At 74.0% G+C, this 22,277-nt stretch carries 17 protein-coding genes and 1 pseudogene; 12 read left to right on the top strand and 6 right to left on the bottom strand.

Features of this window, described 5'->3' with window-relative positions; all coding sequences use genetic code 11:
• Positions 1 to 6 precede the first annotated feature (6 nt).
• The gene (locus ABZ624_RS38045) at positions 7 to 1,098 is read left to right on the top strand and encodes an FAD-dependent oxidoreductase (RefSeq protein WP_360099416.1); all 1,092 of its coding nucleotides are present in this window, start codon (positions 7 to 9) and stop codon (positions 1,096 to 1,098) included.
• Between the two features lie 268 nt (positions 1,099 to 1,366).
• On the opposite strand, the gene ABZ624_RS38050 is transcribed toward ABZ624_RS38045, so the two are convergent.
• Both ABZ624_RS38050 and ABZ624_RS38055 read right to left on the bottom strand, forming a co-directional pair.
• Entirely contained in the window at positions 1,367 to 2,131 is a 765-nt protein-coding gene (locus ABZ624_RS38050; RefSeq protein ID WP_360099373.1) for a crotonase/enoyl-CoA hydratase family protein, read from the bottom strand.
• Positions 2,132 to 2,171: 40 nt separating this feature from the next.
• Positions 2,172 to 3,146: a lysylphosphatidylglycerol synthase transmembrane domain-containing protein gene (locus tag ABZ624_RS38055; protein ID WP_360099375.1), complete on the bottom strand. Its 975-nt coding sequence runs from the start codon at positions 3,144 to 3,146 to the stop codon at positions 2,172 to 2,174.
• Between the two features lie 96 nt (positions 3,147 to 3,242).
• Here ABZ624_RS38055 and ABZ624_RS38060 point away from each other — a divergent pair, with 96 nt between their 5' ends.
• The 11 genes and pseudogenes from ABZ624_RS38060 to ABZ624_RS38110 form a co-directional block, all read left to right on the top strand.
• Complete coding sequence (locus ABZ624_RS38060) at positions 3,243 to 5,108, top strand: ABC transporter ATP-binding protein (protein WP_360099418.1); 1,866 nt, start codon at positions 3,243 to 3,245, stop codon at positions 5,106 to 5,108.
• A gap of 88 nt (positions 5,109 to 5,196) precedes the next feature.
• Entirely contained in the window at positions 5,197 to 5,736 is a 540-nt protein-coding gene (locus ABZ624_RS38065; protein WP_360099377.1) for a 2Fe-2S iron-sulfur cluster-binding protein, read from the top strand.
• Positions 5,733 to 6,728: a xanthine dehydrogenase family protein subunit M gene (locus ABZ624_RS38070; RefSeq protein ID WP_360099379.1), complete on the top strand. Its 996-nt coding sequence runs from the start codon at positions 5,733 to 5,735 to the stop codon at positions 6,726 to 6,728. Before ABZ624_RS38065 ends, ABZ624_RS38070 begins: the two co-directional genes overlap by 4 nt.
• Positions 6,729 to 6,750: 22 nt before the next feature.
• Positions 6,751 to 8,850: a xanthine dehydrogenase family protein molybdopterin-binding subunit gene (locus ABZ624_RS38075; protein ID WP_360099381.1), complete on the top strand. Its 2,100-nt coding sequence runs from the start codon at positions 6,751 to 6,753 to the stop codon at positions 8,848 to 8,850.
• Positions 8,851 to 8,852: 2 nt separating this feature from the next.
• Positions 8,853 to 11,222, top strand: coding sequence for a glycosyl hydrolase family 65 protein (locus ABZ624_RS38080; RefSeq protein ID WP_360099383.1), 2,370 nt, complete (start codon positions 8,853 to 8,855; stop codon positions 11,220 to 11,222).
• 102 nt (positions 11,223 to 11,324) lie between these two features.
• A complete protein-coding gene (locus tag ABZ624_RS38085; protein ID WP_360099385.1) occupies positions 11,325 to 12,521 on the top strand; it encodes a DUF1343 domain-containing protein in 1,197 nt (398 codons plus the stop codon).
• A 48-nt stretch (positions 12,522 to 12,569) separates the two neighbouring features.
• Positions 12,570 to 13,550 carry a GNAT family N-acetyltransferase gene (locus ABZ624_RS38090; protein WP_360099387.1) on the top strand — a complete coding sequence of 327 codons (981 nt, stop codon included), beginning with the start codon at positions 12,570 to 12,572 and terminating at the stop codon, positions 13,548 to 13,550.
• The gene (locus tag ABZ624_RS38095) at positions 13,547 to 14,890 is read left to right on the top strand and encodes an ABC transporter substrate-binding protein (protein WP_360099388.1); all 1,344 of its coding nucleotides are present in this window, start codon (positions 13,547 to 13,549) and stop codon (positions 14,888 to 14,890) included. The genes ABZ624_RS38090 and ABZ624_RS38095 overlap by 4 nt, the downstream gene beginning before the upstream one ends.
• Entirely contained in the window at positions 14,884 to 15,840 is a 957-nt protein-coding gene (locus ABZ624_RS38100) for a sugar ABC transporter permease (RefSeq protein ID WP_360099390.1), read from the top strand. The genes ABZ624_RS38095 and ABZ624_RS38100 overlap by 7 nt, the downstream gene beginning before the upstream one ends.
• Before the next feature lie 32 nt (positions 15,841 to 15,872).
• On the top strand, positions 15,873 to 16,742 hold the full coding sequence (locus ABZ624_RS38105; protein ID WP_360099392.1) for a carbohydrate ABC transporter permease: 870 nt from the start codon (positions 15,873 to 15,875) through the stop codon (positions 16,740 to 16,742).
• A 21-nt stretch (positions 16,743 to 16,763) separates the two neighbouring features.
• A pseudogene (locus ABZ624_RS38110) lies at positions 16,764 to 16,935 on the top strand (DNA-binding response regulator); the annotation flags it as partial.
• 144 nt (positions 16,936 to 17,079) lie between these two features.
• Here the strand turns inward: ABZ624_RS38110 and ABZ624_RS38115 are convergent.
• From ABZ624_RS38115 to ABZ624_RS38130, 4 genes are all read right to left on the bottom strand, one after another.
• On the bottom strand, positions 17,080 to 17,616 hold the full coding sequence (locus tag ABZ624_RS38115) for a hypothetical protein (protein WP_360099394.1): 537 nt from the start codon (positions 17,614 to 17,616) through the stop codon (positions 17,080 to 17,082).
• On the bottom strand, positions 17,613 to 18,788 hold the full coding sequence (locus ABZ624_RS38120) for a hypothetical protein (RefSeq protein WP_360099396.1): 1,176 nt from the start codon (positions 18,786 to 18,788) through the stop codon (positions 17,613 to 17,615). Before ABZ624_RS38120 ends, ABZ624_RS38115 begins: the two co-directional genes overlap by 4 nt.
• Positions 18,789 to 18,868: 80 nt before the next feature.
• Positions 18,869 to 21,199, bottom strand: coding sequence for a hypothetical protein (locus ABZ624_RS38125; protein WP_360099398.1), 2,331 nt, complete (start codon positions 21,197 to 21,199; stop codon positions 18,869 to 18,871).
• On the bottom strand, positions 21,196 to 22,272 hold the full coding sequence (locus ABZ624_RS38130; protein ID WP_360099400.1) for a hypothetical protein: 1,077 nt from the start codon (positions 22,270 to 22,272) through the stop codon (positions 21,196 to 21,198). The genes ABZ624_RS38125 and ABZ624_RS38130 overlap by 4 nt, the downstream gene beginning before the upstream one ends.
• Between the last annotated feature and the right edge of the window lie 5 nt (positions 22,273 to 22,277).

Below are 22,277 nucleotides of genomic sequence, written 5' to 3' on the forward strand. Positions count from 1 at the left end.
GGGGCCGTGCCGCGGCCCCCCCCGGCCCGGGGGCCGCCGGCGCCGGGGCGGGGCGCCCCGGCCCCCCCCACGGCCACGTCGTCCGCGCCCGGAGAGACCGCCCGGCCGGTGCGGGCGAGTGCGGCTCCCGCCGGCCCCGGTGGCGTCCCGGTCCTCCACGCCGTCGGCCCCGGCGGACCGGAGACGATCGAGGCGCGGGCCGTCGTCCTGGCCACCGGGGCCCGGGAACGCCCGCGCAGTGCCCGGCTGGTGCCCGGCACCCGCCCCGCCGGCGTCTACACCACCGGTGAACTCCAGCAGGCGGTCCATCTGTTCGGACAGCGCATCGGCACCCGCGCGGTCGTCGTCGGCGCCGAGGACGTCTCGTACGCGGCGGCCGGCACCGTGCGCGCCGCCGGGGCCGAGGTCGTCGCCCTGGTCACGGAACACGAGCGGGCCCAGACCGGCCGGGCCCGCGCCCGGACGGCCCGGCTGCGGCACGGCATCCCGCTGCTGACGGAGACCACGGTCGCCGAACTCCTCGGCCACGGCCGCCTGTCCGGCGTCCGTGTCCGGCACCGCGACGGCCGTACGGCCGTACTGCCCTGTGACACCGTCGTGTTCACCGGCGACTTCGTCCCCGACCACGAACTCGCCCGCCGCGGCGCCCTCGCCCTGGACCCCGGCACCCGCGGCCCCGCCGTCGACGGCGCCCTGCGCACCTCGCGGACCGGGGTCTTCGCCGCCGGCAACCTGCTGCACGCCGTCGAGCGCGCCGGTACGGCGGCCGGTGAGGGGGCCAGGGCCGCCGGTGCGGTCCTGGACTTCCTCGCGGGCGCCTCCTGGCCCGGCCCCGGAGTGCCGCTCGCCGTCGAGGCGCCGCTGCGCTGGATCGCCCCGAACCGCATCACCCCGGACGAGCGCCCCGCCCACTACGTTCTGCGCACCGGGACCCTGCTGCCGCGCCCGGTCCTGCGGATCCACCAGGACGGCCGTCTCCTGCACCACGAGCGGCCGGGACACGGAGCCGCGCTGCCGAACCGCACCCTGACCCTCACCGCACACTGGCACGACCGCGTCGACCCGGAGGGCGGCGAGGTCCGCGTGAGCACCGGCTGACCGTCCGGCAGCGCTCGCCCTGCCCGGCGCCGTGCCGGCCGTACGGCCACCGGAGCCGGCGGGACCGTCCTCACGGCCGAGCGAGTCGGGCGGTCGGTGGGCGCGGCCGGCGTCCGGGGCGGAGGCCACGACGGCCACTGCTCAGCCGACAGGGAAGGGACCGATCAGCACGCCCGGACAGCCCGGTGAGCGTCGCGCGGCACGCGCGCGAGCTCTCGCCGTCCGTGGTCACATGCCCGTGGTCACATGTCCGTGGTCACGCCCGTGGTCACATGTCCGTGAACGAGCCGTGCCGGCCCGCGCCCGAGGTGAAGCGGGCGGCGCCCTCCGTGCTCTGCGGCAGGGCGCCCAGGCCGTGGCGGAGTTCACCGCGCAACGCCGTCTCCTCGTCCAGCCCCTGCTGGTCCAGGACCGACGCGCGGTCGCTGCGCAGGCAGGCCTGGGGGAAACGGGCGATGTGTGCGGCCAGCGCCTCCGCCTCGGCGCGGGCGCGGCCCGTCGGAACCACGCGGTTGGCCAGCCCCATCCCGTACGCCTCGCGGGCCGGTACCGGCCGGCCGGTGAGGATCATGTCCATGGCCCGGCCGGCTCCGATCAGCCGGGGCAGCCGTACCGTGCCGCCGTCGATCAGCGGCACGCCCCAGCGCCGGCAGTACACCCCGAACACGGCGTCCTCCTCCGCGACCCGCAGATCGCACCACAGGGCCAGTTCGAGGCCGCCCGCGACCGCGTGTCCGGCGACGGCCGCGATCACCGGCTTCGACAGCCGCATCCGGGTCGGCCCCATCGGACCGTCGCCGTCCTCCGCCACCCGGTTGCCGCGCTCCGTGCCGATCGCCTTCAGGTCCGCGCCCGCGCAGAACGTGCCGCCCTCACCCCACAGCACCGCCACCCGGGCGTCGTCATCGGACTCGAAGTCCCGGAAGGCGGCGGCGAGTTCGGCGGCTGTGGGGCCGTCCACCGCGTTGCGGGCCTCCGGCCGGGACAGGACGACCGTGGTGACGTGCTCGTTGCGCTCCACGCGGACCGGCATGGCAGACCCTCCTTCGTGCGGCTCGGAAGGCCACTCTGCCTCAGATGACCTTCAGCCGGACCAGCGCCCCCAGCGTCAACGCCCCCGGCAGCAGCGGCAGCCACACGGTGATGACGCGGTAGGCCAGGACCACCGCCGTGGCCACCGCGGCCGGGCCGCCCACCGCGACCAGCGCCACGATCAGCGCCGCCTCGACCGACCCCAGGCCGCCCGGAGTCGGCACCAGCGCCACCGCGACGGTCGCCGCGAGATAGGCGAGCGCCATGTGGGCGGGCGGCACCGGAAGCCGCAGCGCCTGCCCGACCGCGGCGAGGCCGGCCGCCTGCAGGGCGGGGAAGGCCAGCGAGCCGCCCCACAGGGCCAGCGCGCGGGCCGGCCGGGTGTGCACCGACCGCGCCTCACCGAGGGCGTCCCGCACGAAGGCGTACACGCGCGTGCGCAGCGGTCGTACGAGGGCCGTCACGGCCGCCGCCACCGCCGACAGGGCGGCCGCGCCCAGCAGCAGCGGCAGGGCCGAACCGTCCGGCAGCAGGGGGCCGAGCCGCAGCGCGCCGGGGAAGACCAGGAGGAGCACGGACAGCAGACCGAGCCGGCCCACGGACTCGGCCAGCAGGTACAGGGCGAGCGCGGCCGAGGAGCGGGCGAGCGGCACCCCGCACACGGTCATGAAGCGCAGGTTCACCGCGCCCGCCCCCAGCCCGGTGGGCAGCAGGTGGTTGGCCGAGGCCGCCGCGAACTGGGTGGCCAGCAGCCGCCCCTTCGGCAGCGGCTGCAGCACCGCACCCTGGCGGGTCACCGCGGCGGCCACCCAGGTCAGACAGGTGGCGCCGGCCGCCGCGAGCAGCCACGGCCAGGAGGCGGTGCGCAGCTGGCCGAAGCTCTCGACGAGCAGGGCGCGGTTCCGTACGGCGACCACGGCGACGAGCGCGAGCGGCACCAGGCACAGCACCCGGCGGACGGGGACGCGACGGGGGAGTCGTCCCCGGGGCAGCGGGGGAAGCGGGACGGCAGTCATATCCGCAGAGGTTCTCCGCGCCGCCCCAACGGGGGGTGAAAAGGCAGGAACATTGACCTCAACGAAGGTCGAGGTTCTACGTTCTCTTCCATGAGCATGGAGACCACCGCCTGGACGCAGCTGCACAGCGTGATGAACGCGCAGTCGGAACGCCGTCCGTTCGCCCGCGCCACGCTGCGCCGTATCGCCGCCTTCGCCCGCCCGCACCGCGCGGGCATCGTCCGCTTCGTGCTGCTCGGGGTGGTGACGGCCCTGCTCGCCGTGGCCACCCCCGTGCTCGCCGGCCGCGTCGTCGACGCGATCGTGGCGGGGCACGACTCCGGCACGGTCGTCCGGCTCTCCCTGCTCATCGCGCTCGTCGCGCTCGCGGAGGCGGGGCTCGGCATCCTCGGGCGCCGCCTGTCGGCGACGCTCGGGGAGGGGCTCATCCTCGACCTCAGAACGGCTGTGTTCGATCATGTGCAGCGCATGCCCGTGGCGTTCTTCACACGGACACGTACGGGAGCGCTGGTCAGCCGTCTCAACAACGACGTGATCGGCGCCCAGCGGGCGTTCGCCAACACCCTGTCGGGCGTCGTGAGCAACCTGGTCACCCTGCTGCTCACCCTCGCGGTGATGCTGACCCTGTCCTGGCAGATCACCCTGCTCGCACTGGCGCTGCTGCCGGTGTTCGTGCTGCCCGCCCGCCGCATGGGCACCCGGATGGCGCGTATGCAGCGGGAGGCCGCGGCGCTGAACGCGGCCATGGGCACCCGGATGACCGAGCGTTTCTCCGCACCCGGCGCCACCCTGGTCAAGCTGTTCGGCCGCCCCGAGGAGGAGTCGGCGGAGTTCGCGGCCCGCGCCGCGCGGGTGCGGGACATCGGGGTGCGCACGGCCACGGCCCAGTCGGTGTTCATCACCTCCCTCACCCTGGTCTCCGCCCTCGCGCTGGCCCTGGTCTACGGCCTCGGCGGCTGGTTCGCGCTGCACGGCACCCTGCAGGCGGGGGCGGTCGTCGCCCTGGCTCTCCTGCTCACCCGCCTGTACGCCCCGCTCACCGCGCTCGCCGGAGCCCGGGTCGAGGTGATGAGCGCGCTCGTCAGCTTCGAGCGGGTCTTCGAGGTGCTGGACCTGAAGCCGCTCATCGAGGAGAAGCCGGACGCCGTGGCGGTCCCCGAGGGCCCGGTCGCCGTCGAGTTCGACGACGTCCGCTTCGCCTACCCGTCCGCCGACCAGGTCTCCCTGGCCTCCCTGGAGGAGGTCGCCGCCCTCGACACCCGCGGCGGCGCCGAGGTCCTGCACGGCATCTCCTTCCGGGCGGAACCCGGCGAGACCGTCGCCCTCGTCGGCTCCTCCGGCGCCGGCAAGTCCACCATCGCCCAGTTGCTGCCGCGCCTGTACGACGTGGACGCGGGCGCCGTCCGTATCGGCGGGAAGGACGTCCGCGACCTGACGGCGGCGTCCCTGCGCGGCACGCTGGGCATGGTCACCCAGGACGGTCACCTCTTCCACGACACCGTCCGCGCCAACCTGCTGCTGGCCCGGCCGGACGCCACGGAGGAGGAGCTGTGGGACGCGCTCGGCCGGGCGCGGCTCGCCGAGGTCGTACGGTCCCTGCCCGACGGACTGGACACGGTGGTCGGCGAGCGCGGCTACCGGCTCTCCGGCGGCGAACGCCAGCGGATGACCATCGCCCGGCTGCTGCTGGCCCGGCAGCGCGTGGTGATCCTGGACGAGGCCACCGCCCATCTGGACAACACCTCCGAGGCGGCCGTCCAGGAGGCACTCACCGAGGCCCTGGAGGGGCGTACGGCCGTGGTCATCGCCCACCGGCTGTCCACGGTGCGGGCCGCCGACCAGATCCTGGTCGTGGAGTCCGGCCGGATCGTGGAGCGGGGCACGCACGAGACGCTTTTGGCTGCCGAGGGGCGGTACGCGGAGCTGTACCGGACGCAGTTCGCCGAGGTGCCGTCGGTGTGAGCGGGTCACCTTCCGGACGTGTGAGGTGTCGTCGCGTGGATACGCGGTCTGCACGGCACCAGGGCCCGTCCGGAAGGCCATCCCTGCCATGACCAGCGCAAACGAACTGGCTCCGGACTCGGAGATCACTCTCCGGGTCAACGGGAAGCCCCACACCCTGCACATCGACCACCGGCGAACCGTGCTCGACCTGCTCCGGGAGGATCTCGGCCTCACCGGGTCGAAGAAGGGCTGCGACCACGGCCAGTGCGGTGCCTGCACCGTGCTGGTCGACGGCCGCCGCCTCAACAGCTGCCTGCTGCTCGCGGTCTCCCTCGACGGCAGCGAGATCACCACCGTGGAGGGCCTCGGCGGGGACGGCGAGGAGCCGCACCCGCTGCAGCGGGCCTTCCTCGACCGCGACGCCTTCCAGTGCGGCTACTGCACGCCGGGGCAGATCTGCTCCGCCCTGGGAATGATCGCCGAGGCCGCGGCCGGCCACCCCTCCCACGTCACCGACCCCGCGGCTCCCTCCGGCCGGCCCGTCCCGCTGGACCGGTCCGAGATCCGCGAGCGCCTGAGCGGCAACCTGTGCCGGTGCGGCGCCTATCCGCGCATCGTCGAGGCGGTCGAGGACGTGATCCGGTGAACGGCTTCGGATACCTCAGGCCCCGCAGCGTCCAGGAAGCCGTCGAGGCGTACGCCGCCCACCCCGGCGCCCGCTACCTGGCCGGCGGCACCAACCTGGTCGACCTGATGAAACTCGGCGTGGAGCGCCCCGCCGTCCTCATCGACGTGGGCCGGCTGCCGCTGGACACGATCGAGGAGCTGCCCGACGGTTCGCTGCGCGTCGGCGCCACCGTCCGCAACAGCGACCTGGCCGCCGACCCGCGCGTCCGCGACCGCTGGCCGGCGCTGTCCCAGGCGCTCCTGGCGGGCGCCTCCGGGCAACTGCGCAACGCCGCCACCACCGGCGGCAACCTGCTGCAGCGCACCCGCTGCCCCTACTTCCAGGACCTGGACAAACCCTGCAACAAACGCGAGCCGGGCAGCGGCTGCGGCGCCCTCGACGGCGTCCACCGCGACCACGCGGTCCTCGGCCACTCCCCGCACTGCATCGCCACCCACCCGTCCGACATGGCCGTCGCCCTCGCCGCCCTCGACGCCCGGGTGGAGCTGTACGGCACCGAGGGCACCCGGCGCCTCCCGGCGGCCGAGTTCCACCGGCTGCCGGGCGGGCATCCCGAGCGGGACACCTGGATCCGCCCCGGCGAACTGATCACCGGCGTGCTGCTCCCGGCCGCGACCGCCGGCATCCCGTCCGCCTACCGCAAGGCCCGCGACCGGGCGTCGTACGCCTTCGCGCTCGCCTCCGTGGCCGTCGTGCTGCGGGTCGCCGACGGCGTCGTGGACCAGGTGGGCATCGCCTTCGGGGGGCTCGCCCACCGGCCCTGGCGGGCCCGGCACACCGAGCTGGCCCTGCTGGGCGCCCCCGCCACGCCCGCCGCCTTCGAAGGCGCCGTGGACCTGGAACTCGCGCACGCCGAGCCGCTGCGGGACAACGCCTACAAGGTGTCCCTCGCCCACAACCTCGCCCTGGACGTCCTGAACCGTCTCGCCCCGGCACCCGCGGCGGTCTGAGCGGCCACAGCAGGAGGATCCCATGACCGCACCCAGCCTGGGCGCCGACGTCGAGCGCCGGGAAGGACGGCAGAAGGTCACCGGCGCCGCCCGTTACGCCGCCGAGTACCCGCTGCCCGGCCGTGCCCACGCCTGGCCCGTGCCCGCTCCGGTCGCGCGCGGCCGGGTCACCGCCGTCGACACCTCGGCCGCCCTCGCCCTGCCCGGTGTCCTCGCCGTCCTCACCCCCTTCGACGCGCCCCGGCTCGCCGAGCCCGAGGACGCCACGCTCGCCGTCCTGCAGGGCCCGCACGTGCCGCACCGGGGCTGGTGCGTGGCCCTGACCGTCGCCGAGACCCTGGAGGCGGCCCGCGCCGCCGCCCGGGCCGTCCGCGTCACCTGCGCGGCCGAACCCCACGACGTCGGCCTGGACCCCGCTCACCCGGACGCCTACGAGCCCGAGGAGGCCAACGCCGGCTACCCCGGCCGTGTCGAGCACGGCGATCCGAAGGCCGCCTTCGCCGCCGCCGAGGTCCGCGTCGACACCGTCTACCGGGTGCCGCCGCTGCACAACCACCCCATGGAGCCGCACACCAGCACCGCTCACTGGGACGGGGACCGGCTCACCGTGTACACCTCCAGCCAGGGCGGTACGACCGTGCGGTCCGTGCTCGCCCAGCTGTTCGAGCTGCCCGAGGACCGGGTCACCGTGGTCTGCGAGCACGTCGGCGGCGGCTTCGGCTCCAAGGGCACCCCGCGCCCCGACGTCGTCCTCGCCGCGCTGGCCGCCCGGCACACCGGCCGCCCCGTCACCCTCGCCTACCCCCGCCGGTACCTGCCCACCACCGTCGGCCACCGCGCCCCCACCGTGCAGCGGCTGCGCCTCGGCGCGCACACGGACGGCCGGCTCACCGCCGTGCTGCACGAGACGACCACCCACACCTCCCGCGTGACGGAGTTCGTCGAGCAGGCCGCGGTGCCCGCCCGCGTCATGTACGACGCCCCGGCGCTGCTCAGCACCCACCGGGTGGTCCCGCTCGACGTGCCCAGCCCCTCCTGGATGCGCGCACCCGGCGAGGCCCCCGGCATGTACGCCCTGGAATCGGCCATGGACGAACTCGCCGACGCGCTCGGCATGGACCCGGTGGAGCTGCGGGCGCGCAACGAACCCGAGCGCGAGCCCGGCAGCGGCAAGCCGTTCAGCAGCCGGCACCTCGTGGAGTGCCTGCGCGAGGGCGCCCGCCGCTTCGGCTGGGCCGAGCGCGATCCACGGCCGGGTGTCCGCCGCGAGGGCCCGCTGCTCATCGGCACCGGAGTGGCCGCGGCCACCTACCCGGCCGCCGCCGTCCCGGCCACCGCGACCGCCCGGGCCCTGCCCGACGGCACCTTCACGGTCCGGATCAACGCGACCGACATCGGCACCGGCGCCCGTACCGTCCTCGCCCAGATCGCCGCCGATGCCCTCGGCGTGCCCCTCGACCGGGTCCGCACCGAGATCGGGCACAGCGACCTGCCGTCCGCCTGGCTCGCAGGCGGCTCCATGGGCACCGCCTCCTGGGGCTGGGCCGTGCACGAGGCGTGCGCCGAGCTCGGGTCCCGGCTCGGCGCGCACACCGGGCCGCTGCCCGCCGACGGCGTGGAGACCCGTGCCGACACCGCCGGGCGGGCCGACGCCGACAGCCCCTACGCCCGGCACGCCTTCGGCGCCCACTTCGCCGAGGTCGCCGTCGACACCGTCACCGGCGAGACCCGGGTACGGCGGCTGCTGGGGATCTTCGCCGCGGGGCGGATCCTCAACGCCCGTACCGCGCGGTCCCAGTTCACCGGGGGCATGATCATGGGCCTGGGCATGGCCCTCACCGAGGGCAGCACGACGGACCGGGCATTCGGCGACTTCACCGAGGCCGACCTCGCCTCCTACCACGTGCCCGCGCACGCCGACGTCCCCGACATCGAGGCCGACTGGATCGACGAGGACGACCCGCACCTCAACCCCATGGGCAGCAAGGGCATCGGCGAGATCGGCATCGTCGGCACCGCCGCCGCCATCGGCAACGCCGTCCACCACGCCACCGGCATCCGCTTCCGCCATCTGCCCCTGACCCCCGACCGGATCCTCGCCGGCCTGCTCGCCGAGGGGTGACGGTGCCGGGACCGACCTGGGAGTACGACGGTTACCGCCCCGAGGAGGAACGCCTGCGGGAGTCCCTGTGCACCCTGGGCAACGGCTATGTCGCCACCCGCGGGGCGCTGCCCGAGTGCACCGCCGACGACATCCACTACCCGGGCACCTATGCGGCCGGCTGCTACAACCGGCTCACCTCCGAGGTCGCCGGGCGCCGGGTCGACAACGAGGACATGGTCAACCTCCCCAACTGGCTGCCGCTGCGCTTCCGTCCGGCGGGCGGCGCCTGGCTCACCCCGGACACCGCCCCCGTCACCGAGCACCACCAGATGCTCCATCTCGACCCCGGCCTGCTGGAACGCCGCACCGGCTACGGCCTGGACGGCGGGGCCACGCTCCAGGTGCGCCAACTGCGGCTCGTCCACCTCGCCGACCCCCATCTCGCCGCACTGCGCACCGAGTTCACCGTCGAGGGCGGCGACCTGGAGCTGGAGGTCGAGGCCGCGCTCGACGGACGGGTCACCAACTCCGGCGTGGCCCGCTACCGGGACCTGGACGGCCGGCACCTCGTCCATGTGCAGACCGGCATCGCCGCCCACGACACCGTATGGCTGCGCTGCCACACCCGTACCTCCCGCATCGAGTTCGGTCTCGCTGCCCGGCTGACCGCCGACGCGCCGGTGATGCTGGTGCCCGAACCCGAGCGCGCCGTCCAGCACGTGCGGCTGCGCCTGGCGCCCGGCCGTACCGTCACGGTCGACAAGACCGTCGCGCTGCACACCTCCCACGACCCGGCCATCGGCGATCCGCTGCAGGCGGCCGTCGACCGCGTCGGCGCCGCCCCCGGATTCGACGCGCTGCAGGAGGCGCACGCCGCGGCGTGGGAGCAGCTGTGGCGGCGCACCACGCTCGAGGTCCCCGGCGAGGCGGGCAGCATCCTGCGCCTGCACCTGTTCCATGTGCTGCAGACCCTCTCGCCGCACACCGCCGACCTCGACGTCGGCGTCCCCGCGCGCGGACTGCACGGCGAGTCCTACCGCGGTCATGTCTTCTGGGACGAACTCTTCGTCCTGCCCTACCTCAACCTGCACCTGCCCGAGGTCTCCCGCGCCCTGCTCCACTACCGGCACCGCCGGCTGGACGCCGCCTGCCAGGCGGCCCGGGACCTCGGCCGGCGCGGCGCGCTCTACCCGTGGCAGAGCGGCAGCGACGGCCGCGAGGAGACCCAGCAGCTCCACCTCAACCCCCGCTCCGGCCGCTGGCTGCCGGACCACAGCCGGCTGCAGCACCACGTCGGCTCGGCGGTGGCCTACAACATCTGGCAGTACTGCGAGGCGACCGGCGACATCGACTTCCTGCACGGCGAGGGCGCCGAGATGCTGCTGCACATCGCCCGCTTCTGGGCGGACTCGGCCGGCTACGACGACCGCATCGGCCGGTACCGCATCCGGGGCGTGGTCGGCCCCGACGAGTACCACGACGCCTACCCGGGCGCCGCCGCACCGGGCCTGGACGACAACGCGTACACCAATGTCACCGCCGCCTGGGTGCTCGCCCGCGCCCTGGAGCTGCTCGACGCCCTGCCCGAGCCGCGCCGCCGCGAACTCGCCGAGAACGCCGGACTCGACCAGGACGAGCCCGCCCGCTGGGAGGAGATCTCCCGCACCCTGCACGTGCCCTTCCACGACGGGGTGATCAGCCAGTTCGAGGGCTACGGCGACCTCGCCGAGCTGGACTGGCACGGCTACCGCAAGCGGTACGACGACATCCGGCGCCTGGACCGGATCCTGGAGGCGGAGGGCGACACCGTCAACCGGTACAAGGCGTCCAAACAGGCCGACGTCCTGATGCTCGGCTACCTCTTCTCGGCGGCCGAACTCGGTTCGCTCTTCGGCCGGCTGGGCTACCGCCTCGACGAAGGAACCTGGACCGCGACCGTCGACCACTACCTGCACCGCACCAGCCACGGTTCCACGCTCAGCGGCCTGGTCCACGGCTGGGTGCTGGCCCGCTGCCGCCGCGCCGGTGCCTGGGCCTTCGTCCAGGAGGCGCTGCGCGGCGACATCGCCGACCTGCAGGGCGGCACCACCGGCGAGGGCATCCACCTGGGCGCCATGGCCGGCACCCTCGACCTCGTCCAGCGGGGACTGACCGGCCTGGAGACCCGCAGCGGCGCCCTGTACCTCGACCCGGTCCCGCTGCCGGAACTCTCCTCCTACGGCTTCTCCATCCGCTACCACGGCCACTGGGGCGTCCATCTGCGCCTGCGCAGCGGCCTGCTGGAGATCGCCGTACCGTCCTCCGACCGCTCACTCATCGACATCTGCCTGCGCGACCGGGTCGTACCGGTCGGACCGGGGGAGACGGCACAGCTGGCCGTACCGGAGTGAGCCCGCGGCACCCCCTGTGAGTGGTTCATTGCTAAATTCCCGGACATGCCAGTAAATTTCGGACAACCGCTTCGAGATGTCACCGGCAGACGGGGCCCCAGGATGAGCACGGACGACCGCGTCGCGGTGACGACCGGGATCGCACGACTGCACGCGTCGCCCGCACTCGCCGGCCCCGGCCGGCTCGGGCTGGTCACCAACCACACCGGCGTCCTGCCCGACCTGCGCCCCGCCGCGCCCGCGCTGCTGGAGGCCGGCGCGCGGCTGGTCGCCCTGTTCGGGCCCGAGCACGGGCTGCACGGGACCGCTCAGGCCGGCGCGAGTGAGGCCGCCCGGACCGACCCCGCCACCGGCCTGCCGGTCCACGACACCTACCGCTGCAGCGGCGCGCGCCTGGACGCCCTGCTGCGCGACAGCGGCGTCGACGCCCTGGTGTACGACCTGCAGGATGTCGGGGCCAGGTTCTACACCTACGTGGGCACCATGTTCGACCTGATGCTCTCGGCGGCCCGCACGGGCGTACGGTTCGTGGTCGCCGACCGGCCGAACCCGCTCGGCGGGCTGGTCAGCGAGGGCCCGCTGCTGGAGGAGGCCTGGGCCAGCTTCGTCGGGCGCGCCCCGATACCCGTCCGGCACGGCCTGACCTGCGGCGAACTCGCCCGGCATCTCAACGCCTCGATCGTTCCCGAAGTGGCCGGAGACCGCGCCGGCTTGACGGTGATCGAGATGACCGGCTGGCGGCGCCCCATGGACGCGGGGGCCACCGGCCTGCCGTGGGTCGCGCCCTCACCGAACATCCCGACGCCCGCCACCGCCGCCGTCTACCCCGGCACCTGCCTGTTCGAGGGCACGAACCTCTCCGAGGGCCGGGGCACCACGCAGCCCTTCGAGACCGTCGGGGCCCCGTACATCGACGCGCGGTTCGCGCCCTCGCTCGCCGAACTCGCCCTGCCCGGAGTGCACTTCCGTGATCTGCGGTACGTACCGACCTTCCACAAACACGCCGGACGGCCGCTGCGCGGGGTCCAGCTCCACCTCACCGACCGCGAGGCGTTCGCTCCCGTACGCACCGCCGTCGCGATGCTCGCCGTGCTGCGGCGGCTGTACCCGGACGACTTCGCCTGGCACACCGTCGACGGCGGCGCGGACCGGACCGGCCACCGTCACTTCATCGACCTGCTGTGGGGCTCCGACCGGTTGCGGCGCACCGTCGACGCGGGCGCCGACCCGCTGTCCCTGTGCGACCCGCCGGCCCCGCCCGTCCACTGGGCCGGCGCCGACACGCTGCTGTACGACTGATACCCGCTGCCCGCCGGGCGATCCGGGTAGGGAAGGACAACCCCGTCGATGACCGATCGCACGACGACGTCCCGGGCCGGGATCCGTGGCTTTCGGGCGGGTGACGGTCCGCAGTTGGTGCAGGTCTGGCGGCGGAGTGCGCCGGCCGACCCCATCACCCCGGACCGCTTCCGCTCCCTGGTGCTGCTCGACGCCAACTTCGATCCCGAGGGGCTGCGGGTCGCCGTCGACGGCGACCGTGTCGTCGGCGCCGCCTACGCGGTGCGCCGGCTGACCCCGATGACCGGCACCGACCTGGAGCCGGAGCAGGGCTGGATCCCGTTCTTCTTCGTCGACCCGGCCGCCCGCGGACGCGGCCTCGGCCGCCGGCTGCTGACCGACGCCCTGGACTGGCTGCACGGCCACGGCCGTACCCGGGCGGACTTCTCCTCGTACACCCCGAACTACGTCCTCCCCGGCCTGGACGCCGAGATCTACCCGGAAGCGGCCAGGCTCCTTGAGTCCCTGGGCTTCCGCACGCTCTACGAGGCGGCGGCCATGGACCGCGGCCTGGTCGGCTACCGGCTCCCGGACGAGGTCGCCCACCGCCTGGCCGAACTGACGGCGCAGGGCCACCGGTTCGCCACCCCCACCGACGACGACCTGGTGGAACTGGTCGCGCTCGCCGGGAACCACTTCAACCCGGACTGGGCGCGCGCGATCCGGGAGTGTCTGGCCGCGGGCACACCGTCCGACCGGATCGTCGTCGCCCGGGATCCCTCGGGCCGCCTGGTCGGCTGGGCGATGCACGGCGCGTACGCGTCGGCGGACGAACGGTTCGGCCCGTTCGGCGTGCTGGAGGAGATGCGCGGCACCGGACTCGGCAAGGTCCTGCTCCACCTGGTCCTGGAGCGGATGCGGGCGCGCGGCGCGCACGGTGCGTGGTTCCTGTGGACCGGCGAACGGTCCCCGGCGGGCCACCTGTACCGCACGGCGGGTTTCACCACGACCCGGGTGTTCCGCGTGCTGCGCCGGGAGGCCGCCCGGTGACGCCGGCACGGCACGGCCGCCGCCGCACGGGCGGCCTGAGCCGCCGTCACTTCGCCCTCGCGCTCCCCTCCGCGCTGCTCGTCTCCGGATGCGCCGCACCGCACCGGGGCACCGGCCGGCCCGGGGACCCGATCGTCCTCACCGTGCTCTCCCACTACGCGAGTGGCGAGCTGAAGCAAGCCCTGCAGGGCCCGGTCGACGAGTGGAACGCCACGCACGACCGGGTCAAGGTGCGGACGAAGGCCGTCGAGTTCACGGACCTGCTGACCACGTTCATGGTCCGGCAGGCCGCGGGCCAGGGCGCCGACATCCTGCACCCGTACTGCCTGTGGAACGGCCAGCTCGTCCGGGCCGGCGTCCTGCGGGCCGCCCCGGACGAGCACGCCGAGGAGATCACGCGCGGCTACCACACGGCCGCGGTCGGCGCCGCGTCGGTGGCGGGCAAGGTCTACGGCTACCCCACCGAGGTACAGACCTACGCCCTCTACTACAACAGGCGCCTGCTGCGCGACGCCGGCCTCGACGGCCCGCCGCGCACCTGGCGCCAGCTGGAGGAGACGGCGTACCGCACCGCCCGGCGGGACCGGTACGGCAACACGCTGGTCCAGGGGTTCGGGCTGTCGGCCTACGACGACTCCACCACCGTCGGCCAGACCCTTGCCCTGCTCAACGCCGCCGGCGGCAGGTTCGTCTCCGCGGACGGCAGACGCACTGCCATCGACGCGCCGGCCGGCCGGGCCGTGTTCGAACTGGAGCACCGCCTCCTCGGCAGAGGGGCGAGCGACCCCGGCGTCAACGTCTACCAGGCGTTCCCCTCCGGCCGCGTGGCCATGGTGATCAGCGCGGGCTGGTGGACCGGGAGCCTGAAGCCCCTGATGGGCAGGGACTACCGCGATGTCGGCGTCGCGCCCGTACCCGTCCCCGAGGCGGACGACCCACGCGCCACGCTCTCCACCGGCTTCATGCTGGGCGTCAACACGGCCAGTGAACACCCGCGCGAGGCCTGGGAGTTCCTGCGCTGGCTCAACACCGAGAAGGTGCGCGTCAAGAAGGGCGCCACGGCGACCCGGATGAGTGCCCTGCAGGTGTCGGTCGGCTCCCTGACCGGCCGCGCCGACGACATGCGCACACTCCTGGGCCAGGGCGGCGATCCGAACCTGCTCCCGTTCCTGGACGCGCTGGCGTACGCGGTGCCGGAGCCGAACGTGCCCGGCGCACAGCAGGCCAAGTCGCTGCTGCGCAAGAACATCGAGGCCCTGTGGACCGGTCAGCAGTCGGTCGACGAAGCACTGCGCACCATCCGCCGTCAGGTCGACCAGGAGGTGTCGCGCTCATGGTGAACACCCTGGCGCCGGAGACGGCCCGACGGCCGGCGGCCGCGTCACAGCCCGCCGGCCCGGCACCGGCCGGCCGCAGCCGGCACCGGCAGGCCGTCGTCGCCTACCTCTTCCTGGCGCCGGCGCTGCTGTTCTTCGCCGTCTTCCTGATCCTGCCGCTCGGCTTCGCGCTGCTGCTGTCGATGTCCCGCTGGGCCGGGTTCGAGCTCGGCGACATCGATCCGGTCGGCCTGGACAACTTCACCGGCCTGTTCGCGAACGGATCGACGTTCCTGGTGCCGATCCTCACCAACACGCTGCTGTTCGCCCTGGGCACCGTGGCCCTCGCGCTCGCCGGCTCGGTGCTCGTCGCCACCTGCATCGACAAGCTGCGGTTCCAAGGGCTGTGGCGCACCCTGTACTTCCTGCCGATCGTCACGACCGTCGTCGCCGTCGGCAACGTGTGGAAGTACATGTACGAGCCGGGCGGTCTCGTCAACGGTGTCCTCAACGCCGTCGGGCTCGGCTCGGTGGCGTTCCTGCAGGACCCGCACACCGCCCTGCCCTCGGTCGTGGTCGTCCAGGCCTGGGCGTCGGTCGGCTCGGCGATCCTCGTCCTGACCGCCGGGCTGAAGTCCATTCCCGAGTCGTACTACGAGGCCGCCGCGCTCGACGGCGCCGGGCCCGGCACCGTCTTCCGGCGGATCACCCTGCCGCTGCTGCGGCCGTCCCTGCTGTTCGTGTGCATCACCCAGTTCCTCACCGGCCTCCAGTCGTTCGCGCTGATCATCGTGATGACCCAGGGCGGCCCGGGTGACGCGACCAATGTGGCCGCGCTGGAGATGTACCGGCAGGCCTTCAGCTACGGCGAGTGGGGCACCGCGAGCGCCGCCGCCTTCGTGCTGTTCGTGGTGGTCCTCCTGGTCACCCTGGTGCAGTTGTGGATCTACCGGCGCAAGGGGGAGGACGCATGAGACGAGGGGGACGCATGAGAGGGGGAGGACGCATGAGCCGCCGCCGTTTCCCGTGGCTGTCGTACCTGGTGGTCGTGACCGGCGCCGTGCTGACGGTGGTGCCGTTCCTCGACATGGTGATGACGTCCTTCAAGGGGCCCGGCGAGGCCGGCACGCTGCCGTACCGGTTTCTGCCCGAGGCGTTCGACCTGTCCAACTACCGGGCGGCGATCCATCAGCTCGACCTGCCCGTGCTCTTCCGCAACAGCGTCGTCGCCACCGCCCTGATCACCGGATCGGTGTTGCTCACGTCGTCCCTCGCGGGCTACGCGCTCGCCAAACTCCGCTTCCCCGGCCGGGACTTCGTCTTCCGCCTCGTCCTGTCCACGATGATGTTCCCGCCGTTCCTCTTCTTCATCCCGCACTTCCTGATCCTGGTGCACTGGCCGCTGGCCGGCGGCAACGACCTCTCCGGGCGCGGCGGCGCGGGACTGACCGTCAGCATCGTGGCGCTCGCCATGCCGTTCCTCGTGAGCAGCTTCGGGATCTTCCTCACCCGCCAGTTCATGCTCTCGATCCCGGACGAGGTCCTGGAAGCCGCGCGCATCGACGGGGCCGGGGAGTTCACCGTGTGGTGGCGGATCGTCGTGCCGCAGACCACCCCGGTCCTGGTGACGCTCGGGCTGCTGACCTTCGTCGACGCCTGGAACGAGTACATCTGGGCGCTGCTCGTCTCGACCGCGAACCCGGACGTGATGACGCTGCCCGTGGGCATCCAGCTCCTGCAGGACCACGTCGACCCGACCCGCACGATGCCCGTCGTCATGGCCGGCCTGGTCCTGAGCATCCTGCCGGTCCTGGTCCTCTTCCTGCTGCTGCAGAAGTACTACATCCGGGGTGTCATGCTCAGCGGCCTCAAGTAGGAAGGGAAGGAGCCGACGGAGATCAGCGCGAGCGACGTGCCCCTGAGTGTGCTGGCGGTGGACGACGAGGAGCCCGCGCTCGAGGAACTGCTGTACCTCCTGGGGCGGGATCCGCGGGCCGGCAGCGTGGTGCCCCGCGGCGGGACCCACCGAGGCCCTGCGCCGGCTCGGCCGGGCCGCGGAGGACGGGCCGGCCGGCGCCCAGGCCGTCGGCGCCCCCCTTCGGCGACCACGTCCCCGTGGAACTGGGCGTCGGCGCGGGCACGAAGATCACTCTCCGCGTCCCGAAGTTCCGCCCGGGCATCCAGGCCCCAGCCACCGTCGTGACCGGGGCCGGTCAGCTGCCGTCGTCCGAGGAGTGACACCCTTTCGGGAACGAGGTGTCGCCGTCGGGGGTGGCGAGGAAGAAGACGTCGATCCTGACCTTGCCGGACGGCCCGCCCTTCCAGTAACCCCGCTTGGGCGCGTGCCTGAAGTGCGAAAACCCGCCGGTGATCATCGAGTTGACCTTGTCGGCGGCCTCCTGGCCCGGCCCCGGATCCGGCGCCGTACCGAAGGAGAGCACGAAACCCGCCGTACGGTCCGCCACCCCGGCCCCCCGCAGCTGCGCGCCGAACTGCTTGCGGACGGACCCGGCGCTGCCCGTCCGCACGGTGAAGCTGCACGGCTTGAGCACCAGCCCGCGCTCCGCCGGCTGGGTGCTCGGCGGCGGGCTGGACGGTGTGCCGGGCTTCGGCGCCGCGCCCGTGCGGTGCTCACGCGGCAGCGAGCCGAGCGCGATCACGAGCAGCAGCAGGAGCAGATCGGCGAAGAGCCACCCGGCGAGCAGCATGGTGCGCCCGCCGGCCTCCCGCTGCGGCGGCCGGGGGCTCACGGCCCGTCCCGGTACGGCGGCGGGTCCGCGTTGTCCCGGCCGTCGGGCGGGGGAGCCCCGTAGCGGCGTTCGAGGCGGTCGACGAGCTGCCAGATGCTCCGCGTGGAGTCCACCAGGTTCTCCGCCCGCTCGGTGAAGACCAGCAGCGTCTCCCCGAGGCTGCGGGCCAGTTCCCGGACCGCGGCGACCGCGAGGTCGTGCCGGTGGATCTCCTGCCCGGTCGCCTCCTGGGTACGCCGCAGGTCGCCGACGAGCGTCTCGATGGCGGCGCGCAGCTTCGCCTCGTCCTCGGCGTTCTGCTCCCGGATCCGGATCAGGTCCTGGGCCAGCCGGCTGGGCGGGGTGAGCCCCCGGATCAGCCGGGTCAGTTCGTCGACCGTCTTCGTCCAGCCGTCCAGGGCACTCTGGATTTTGCTGCCGGGCCCGGTCTCCAGTGCGGCCGTGATCTCCTGGGAGGTCCGGTGCAACGCCAGTTGCAGTGCTTCCGTACCGGCGTTGAGCTGGGAGGCGAGCTTCTCGGCGCTCCGGCTGTCCAGCGGTTTGCCGGCCGGCCGCGCGGGCGTGGCGAGCAGGAACGTGGCCAGGGCCAGCTCGTTGGCGAGCCGCCCGCGCTCCGCCTCACGGGACAGCCGCCGCTCCCGGCTGCGCTGCAGGGCGTGCAGCACCAGGGTCAGCAGCACGACGGCCAGGATGAGCAGGGTGACGTGCAGCGCGGAGGTGCCCAGGGTCACGGTGGTCGGCTCGGGCGGGCTGCCCTGCGGGAAGCCGCGGGCCCAGCCGAGCAGGAAGGGGTCCTGGCTGCGGGTCGCGTCGTAGGCGTCCAGGGCGCCGCGCAGCCGCCACCAGGTGAGCGCGATGGGCGCGAACACCAGCACGTCGCGGGCGACGCCGAGCCAGCCCTCCAGCGAGCCGCGGCCCTTCGACGGCGCGTCCGGGAGCAGCACCTCGGGCGGGTAGGCGGTGACCAGATCGGTGCCGGCGAGGGTGGTGCCACCCCGTTCCAGGTCGGCGACGACGCGGTCGAGTACCCGGGTGTCGGAGCCGTCGGTGCGGGCACGGTTCGCCAGGGCGCGGATCCGCCCGGCGATGCCGTCGAGCTCCGGAGCGGGGCCGGTGCGTTGCGCGGGAACCGGCCCGGGGCTCGGCGGTGTTGCCTCTTCAGTCGATGTCATGCGGCGTCATTCGTGTCGTCCGGCGGTCGGGGTGGGGAGCAGGGAGGGGCGGCGGGTGTGTCCGAGGTCAGGGCATGGAGTCAGGGCATGGAGGTCAGCAGGATGGCGGCGAACGTGCCGAACAGCACGAGGAGCAGCACCGACACGAAGATCACGGTCACACCGTCGAGTTGACCGAGCCCCCCGAGCCCGCGCCTTCGGCGGGCGGGCGGCTCCTGCGGCGGCGCCGGAGAGCCCCACTGCGCGGGTTCGGGGACGACTGCTTGGGTGTGGTGGTCCGCCCCCGGGCTCGCAGCGGGCGCGGGCGGCCGGGTCGAGCCCGGCTCGGCCGGATGTGCCCACTCGGTGTGCGTGGGCGTGGGGGAGGGGGGCGGCGGGTACGAGCCCGCATCCGCGGAGTCCGGCGGCCGGGAGCCGGGGCCCGTGCCGGGCGGTTCCTGCCGGGGCCGGCCCGGCGTGGACGGGACCGGGCCGGCGGCGCCGTAGCCCGGCTGTCCGCCGTAGCCCGGCTGTGCGCCGTAGCCCGGCTGTGCGCCGTAGCCCGGCTGTGCGCCGTAGCCCGGCTGTGCGCCGTAGCCCGGCTGTGCGCCGTATCCCGCCTGTGCACCGTAGCCCGGCTGCTTGCCGGGCCCGGCCGGTGCGGTCGTCCTGCCGCCGAGTACCGGTCCGCCCGGCCGGGACCCGTACGGGGATCCCATGCCCGGGCGGGGGTAGCCCTCGGCACGGAGGAACTGCTCCGACAGCTCGTACCGGATCCGCTGCTGCGCCCCGTCGTCCGCGGCGAGTTCCAGTGCGGCGGCGTACAGGCCCAGCGGAGCCCGGACTCCGGCGCGTTCCACCAGGGTCGCGGCGGCCTCGCGGTCCAGCCGCGGGCCGTGCGCGGCGAGGAGCAGCTGGCGGAAGCAGTCGACCTCCTTCACACGGTCGCCGCCGGCGATACGGTCCACCGGATCGAGCAGCAGGCCCTGCTCGTACCACAGCCGCGCGGTGACCGGGCTCTCACCGGCGTCCGCGAGGTGGCGCAGCACCACGTGCATGGCCTCCGGGTAGCGGTCGGCGTAGTGCTCGACGAGGTCCAGCAGCTCCGCCGCGGGGCTGGCCGCGAGGAGGTCGGGGTGGTCCAGCGCATCGGGCGGCATGCGCAGGGCCAGGGCCACGATCAGCAGCCGCCGGTGTCCGGCCCGGCTCAGGTCCAGGCCCGGGGGCGGCACCTGCCGGCCGAACACCCTGGCCACCACCGGGGGTGCCGGTTCCGCGTCCCTCGTCGCCGCCACCAGTCCGTCGGGTCCCTGACCGGCGAGACAGGCCTCCACGGCCTCGCTCAGCAGCAGGTCCCGCAGTTCGGGGTGGCGGGCGGCCCTTCGCTCCAGGCGGCGCCAGCGGCGCAGTGCCGTCTGGAGCCACTCCACGGGCTGCCGGCGCAACTCGCCGGTCATGCGGGCCCGTTCATGGACCAGGACGCCACGCTCGACGGCCCGTTCGAGCAGCGAGTCGTCGAGGAAGACGTCCAGGCGCACCCGCGGGTCGGCGATCCGGCCGTCCACGATCGGCACCGTCCGCCGCCAGGCGTCCACGTCCTGCGCGGTGTGCAGCGGGTGGCGCGGGCGGATCCGCTCCAGCGCCGCGTGTCCGTCATCCCGGTACAGCTCCACCAGCTGGGCGGCGAACCGGGCGGTGTCCGTGTCCGGCGGGGGCTCGGTCACATCGACGCGCCGGCGCTGGTTGATGTACATCGACTGGGGCGGCCGGGCGCCGAGGAACACCACCCGGGGCTGATGGCCGCCCTTGTCGGTGGACTCCCGGCTCGCGAAGGTCCAGGGCCGGCCGGAGACCGGTCCGGCGATGTCGAACAGGGCCGTCATGGTCGGCAGGGCGAGCTGCGGCCGGGTGAGGACGCTGAAGTCCTCCGCGGGCTCGGCGAGCACCCGGGCGACGAGCGCGGTGAGCTGCTCGGCCGGGACCTCGGTGACCCGGCCGCGCAGCGCGGCCAGCCCGGGCCGCGCCGCCTCCCTGAGGTCGTCGAGGTCGAGCGTGGCGAGGTCCGCGCCGGTGCCGTCCGGCTCGTGGTCCCGCCAGCCCGGCCAGTCGTGCAGTCCCAGGGCGAGCCCGGCGTCGATCGCGCGTGGGTCGCCGACCAGGACGTGGGTCAGGGTGGCGCCGCCCCGGCCGTGCGGGTTGCGGGAGGGCAGCTTGCGCAGGACCGCCGCCTCGTCGTCGAACACCAGGTGGACGAGGCTGGCCGAGTCCTCCGGCTGTTCGCCCTGGCCGTCCTGGGTGGCCCAGACGTACTGGAGCCGCTTGGCCCAGCGGTCGAGGGTGCGCAGCCCGGAGTGCGCGACCGGGCGGACCCCGGCGTTGCCTTCGTGGTCCCGTTCGGCCCAGCCGAAGAGGATCTGGTCGACCGTCGTCATCGGACAGCTCCCTGGCCGAGGGCGTGGGGGTCGAGGACCCCGCACATGGCGAAGAGGGCGAGCATGGGTTTGAGAGTCCGGCGCGGCGCGAAACTCCCGTGCGGGGAGCGCTGGACGCCGTCCGCCTCGACCGCCTTGTGGCCGGTCGCGGTGGCGAAGTGCAGCGTGGAGCGGGCACAGCGCACGAAGGGGGCGAGCCAGCCGGCGGCGCCGCGGGAGCTGAGGAAGGCGTAGGCGTCCTCGCTCTCCTGCTCCACGGTGGCGAGCTGCAGCTCCTCGTCGGGGGAGGTGTTCTGGAACCAGCGGTCGACGAGGGGCTCGTGGTGGCGCAGCAGATCGCACTTGCCGACCACGACGGCGGCCGGCAGCGGCAGGAACTGGGAGCCGTCCACGCCGTGCAGCCGCCCGATCTTGTCGAGGACGACACCGAAGGACGGGTCGCCGGTGACGCTGCCGCTGGCGGCGGTCAGCCCGCGGATACGGGTCGGGTCGACCACGAAGACCAGCGCGCTGACCGCGCCGAGGAACGGCACCTCGGCGTCGTGGTCGGCGAGCCACTCGCCGGAGACGTCGAAGAAGGCGACGGCGAAGTTGCGGTCGGTTCTGCTGTTGTGGATCCACAGGGCGTCGGTGAACTCGGGCGGCTGGGCCGGGGTTCCGGCCAGGCCCTGGCCCTGGTCGAGGAAGGGCCGGACGACGTCCTTCAGATAGCGCTGGTGCAGTTTCAGGTCGAGTCCGCCGACGACCAGGCCGAGGCGGGCCATCCGGTCGACGTCGGAGAGCATGCCGAGCATGGCCGCGAGCAGATGGCTCTTGCCCGCCGCGGACTCGCCGACCACGCCGATGACCAGGGGCTCGCCGAAGTCGCCGTAGCGGCCGGGCAGGACGTGCGGCTCACCGCCGCCCGTGCACAGCCGGTAGGCGTCCAGGCGGCGGTGGTTCCGGAGCACGTCGTCCTCGCCCTCGACAGCGGCGAGCGGTTCGGGCCGGCCGTCCGCGGTGAGGGTGACGGTCTCGGCCCTCGCCCAGTCGACCATGCTGAGGCAGATGGGGCACCTCACCTTTGCTGCCATGTCAC

Origin of the sequence: Streptomyces sp. NPDC007205, from assembly GCF_040634095.1 — a bacterium.
In the GTDB taxonomy this organism is placed as follows: domain Bacteria; phylum Actinomycetota; class Actinomycetes; order Streptomycetales; family Streptomycetaceae; genus Streptomyces.

Excerpts from the sequence above, each read along its gene's own strand:
- ABZ624_RS38075 (WP_360099381.1), top strand. The coding sequence starts at position 6,751 with ATGACCGCACCCAGCCTGGGCGCCGACGTCGAGCGCCGGGAAGGACGG.
- ABZ624_RS38065 (WP_360099377.1), top strand. The coding sequence starts at position 5,197 with ATGACCAGCGCAAACGAACTGGCTCCGGACTCGGAGATCACTCTCCGG.
- ABZ624_RS38130 (WP_360099400.1), bottom strand. The coding sequence starts at position 22,272 with ATGGCAGCAAAGGTGAGGTGCCCCATCTGCCTCAGCATGGTCGACTGG.
- ABZ624_RS38100 (WP_360099390.1), top strand. The coding sequence starts at position 14,884 with ATGGTGAACACCCTGGCGCCGGAGACGGCCCGACGGCCGGCGGCCGCG.
- ABZ624_RS38060 (WP_360099418.1), top strand. The coding sequence starts at position 3,243 with ATGGAGACCACCGCCTGGACGCAGCTGCACAGCGTGATGAACGCGCAG.
- ABZ624_RS38050 (WP_360099373.1), bottom strand. The coding sequence starts at position 2,131 with ATGCCGGTCCGCGTGGAGCGCAACGAGCACGTCACCACGGTCGTCCTG.
- ABZ624_RS38120 (WP_360099396.1), bottom strand. The coding sequence starts at position 18,788 with ATGACATCGACTGAAGAGGCAACACCGCCGAGCCCCGGGCCGGTTCCC.
- ABZ624_RS38125 (WP_360099398.1), bottom strand. The coding sequence starts at position 21,199 with ATGACGACGGTCGACCAGATCCTCTTCGGCTGGGCCGAACGGGACCAC.
- ABZ624_RS38085 (WP_360099385.1), top strand. The coding sequence starts at position 11,325 with ATGAGCACGGACGACCGCGTCGCGGTGACGACCGGGATCGCACGACTG.
- ABZ624_RS38055 (WP_360099375.1), bottom strand. The coding sequence starts at position 3,146 with ATGACTGCCGTCCCGCTTCCCCCGCTGCCCCGGGGACGACTCCCCCGT.
- ABZ624_RS38090 (WP_360099387.1), top strand. The coding sequence starts at position 12,570 with ATGACCGATCGCACGACGACGTCCCGGGCCGGGATCCGTGGCTTTCGG.
- ABZ624_RS38105 (WP_360099392.1), top strand. The coding sequence starts at position 15,873 with ATGAGCCGCCGCCGTTTCCCGTGGCTGTCGTACCTGGTGGTCGTGACC.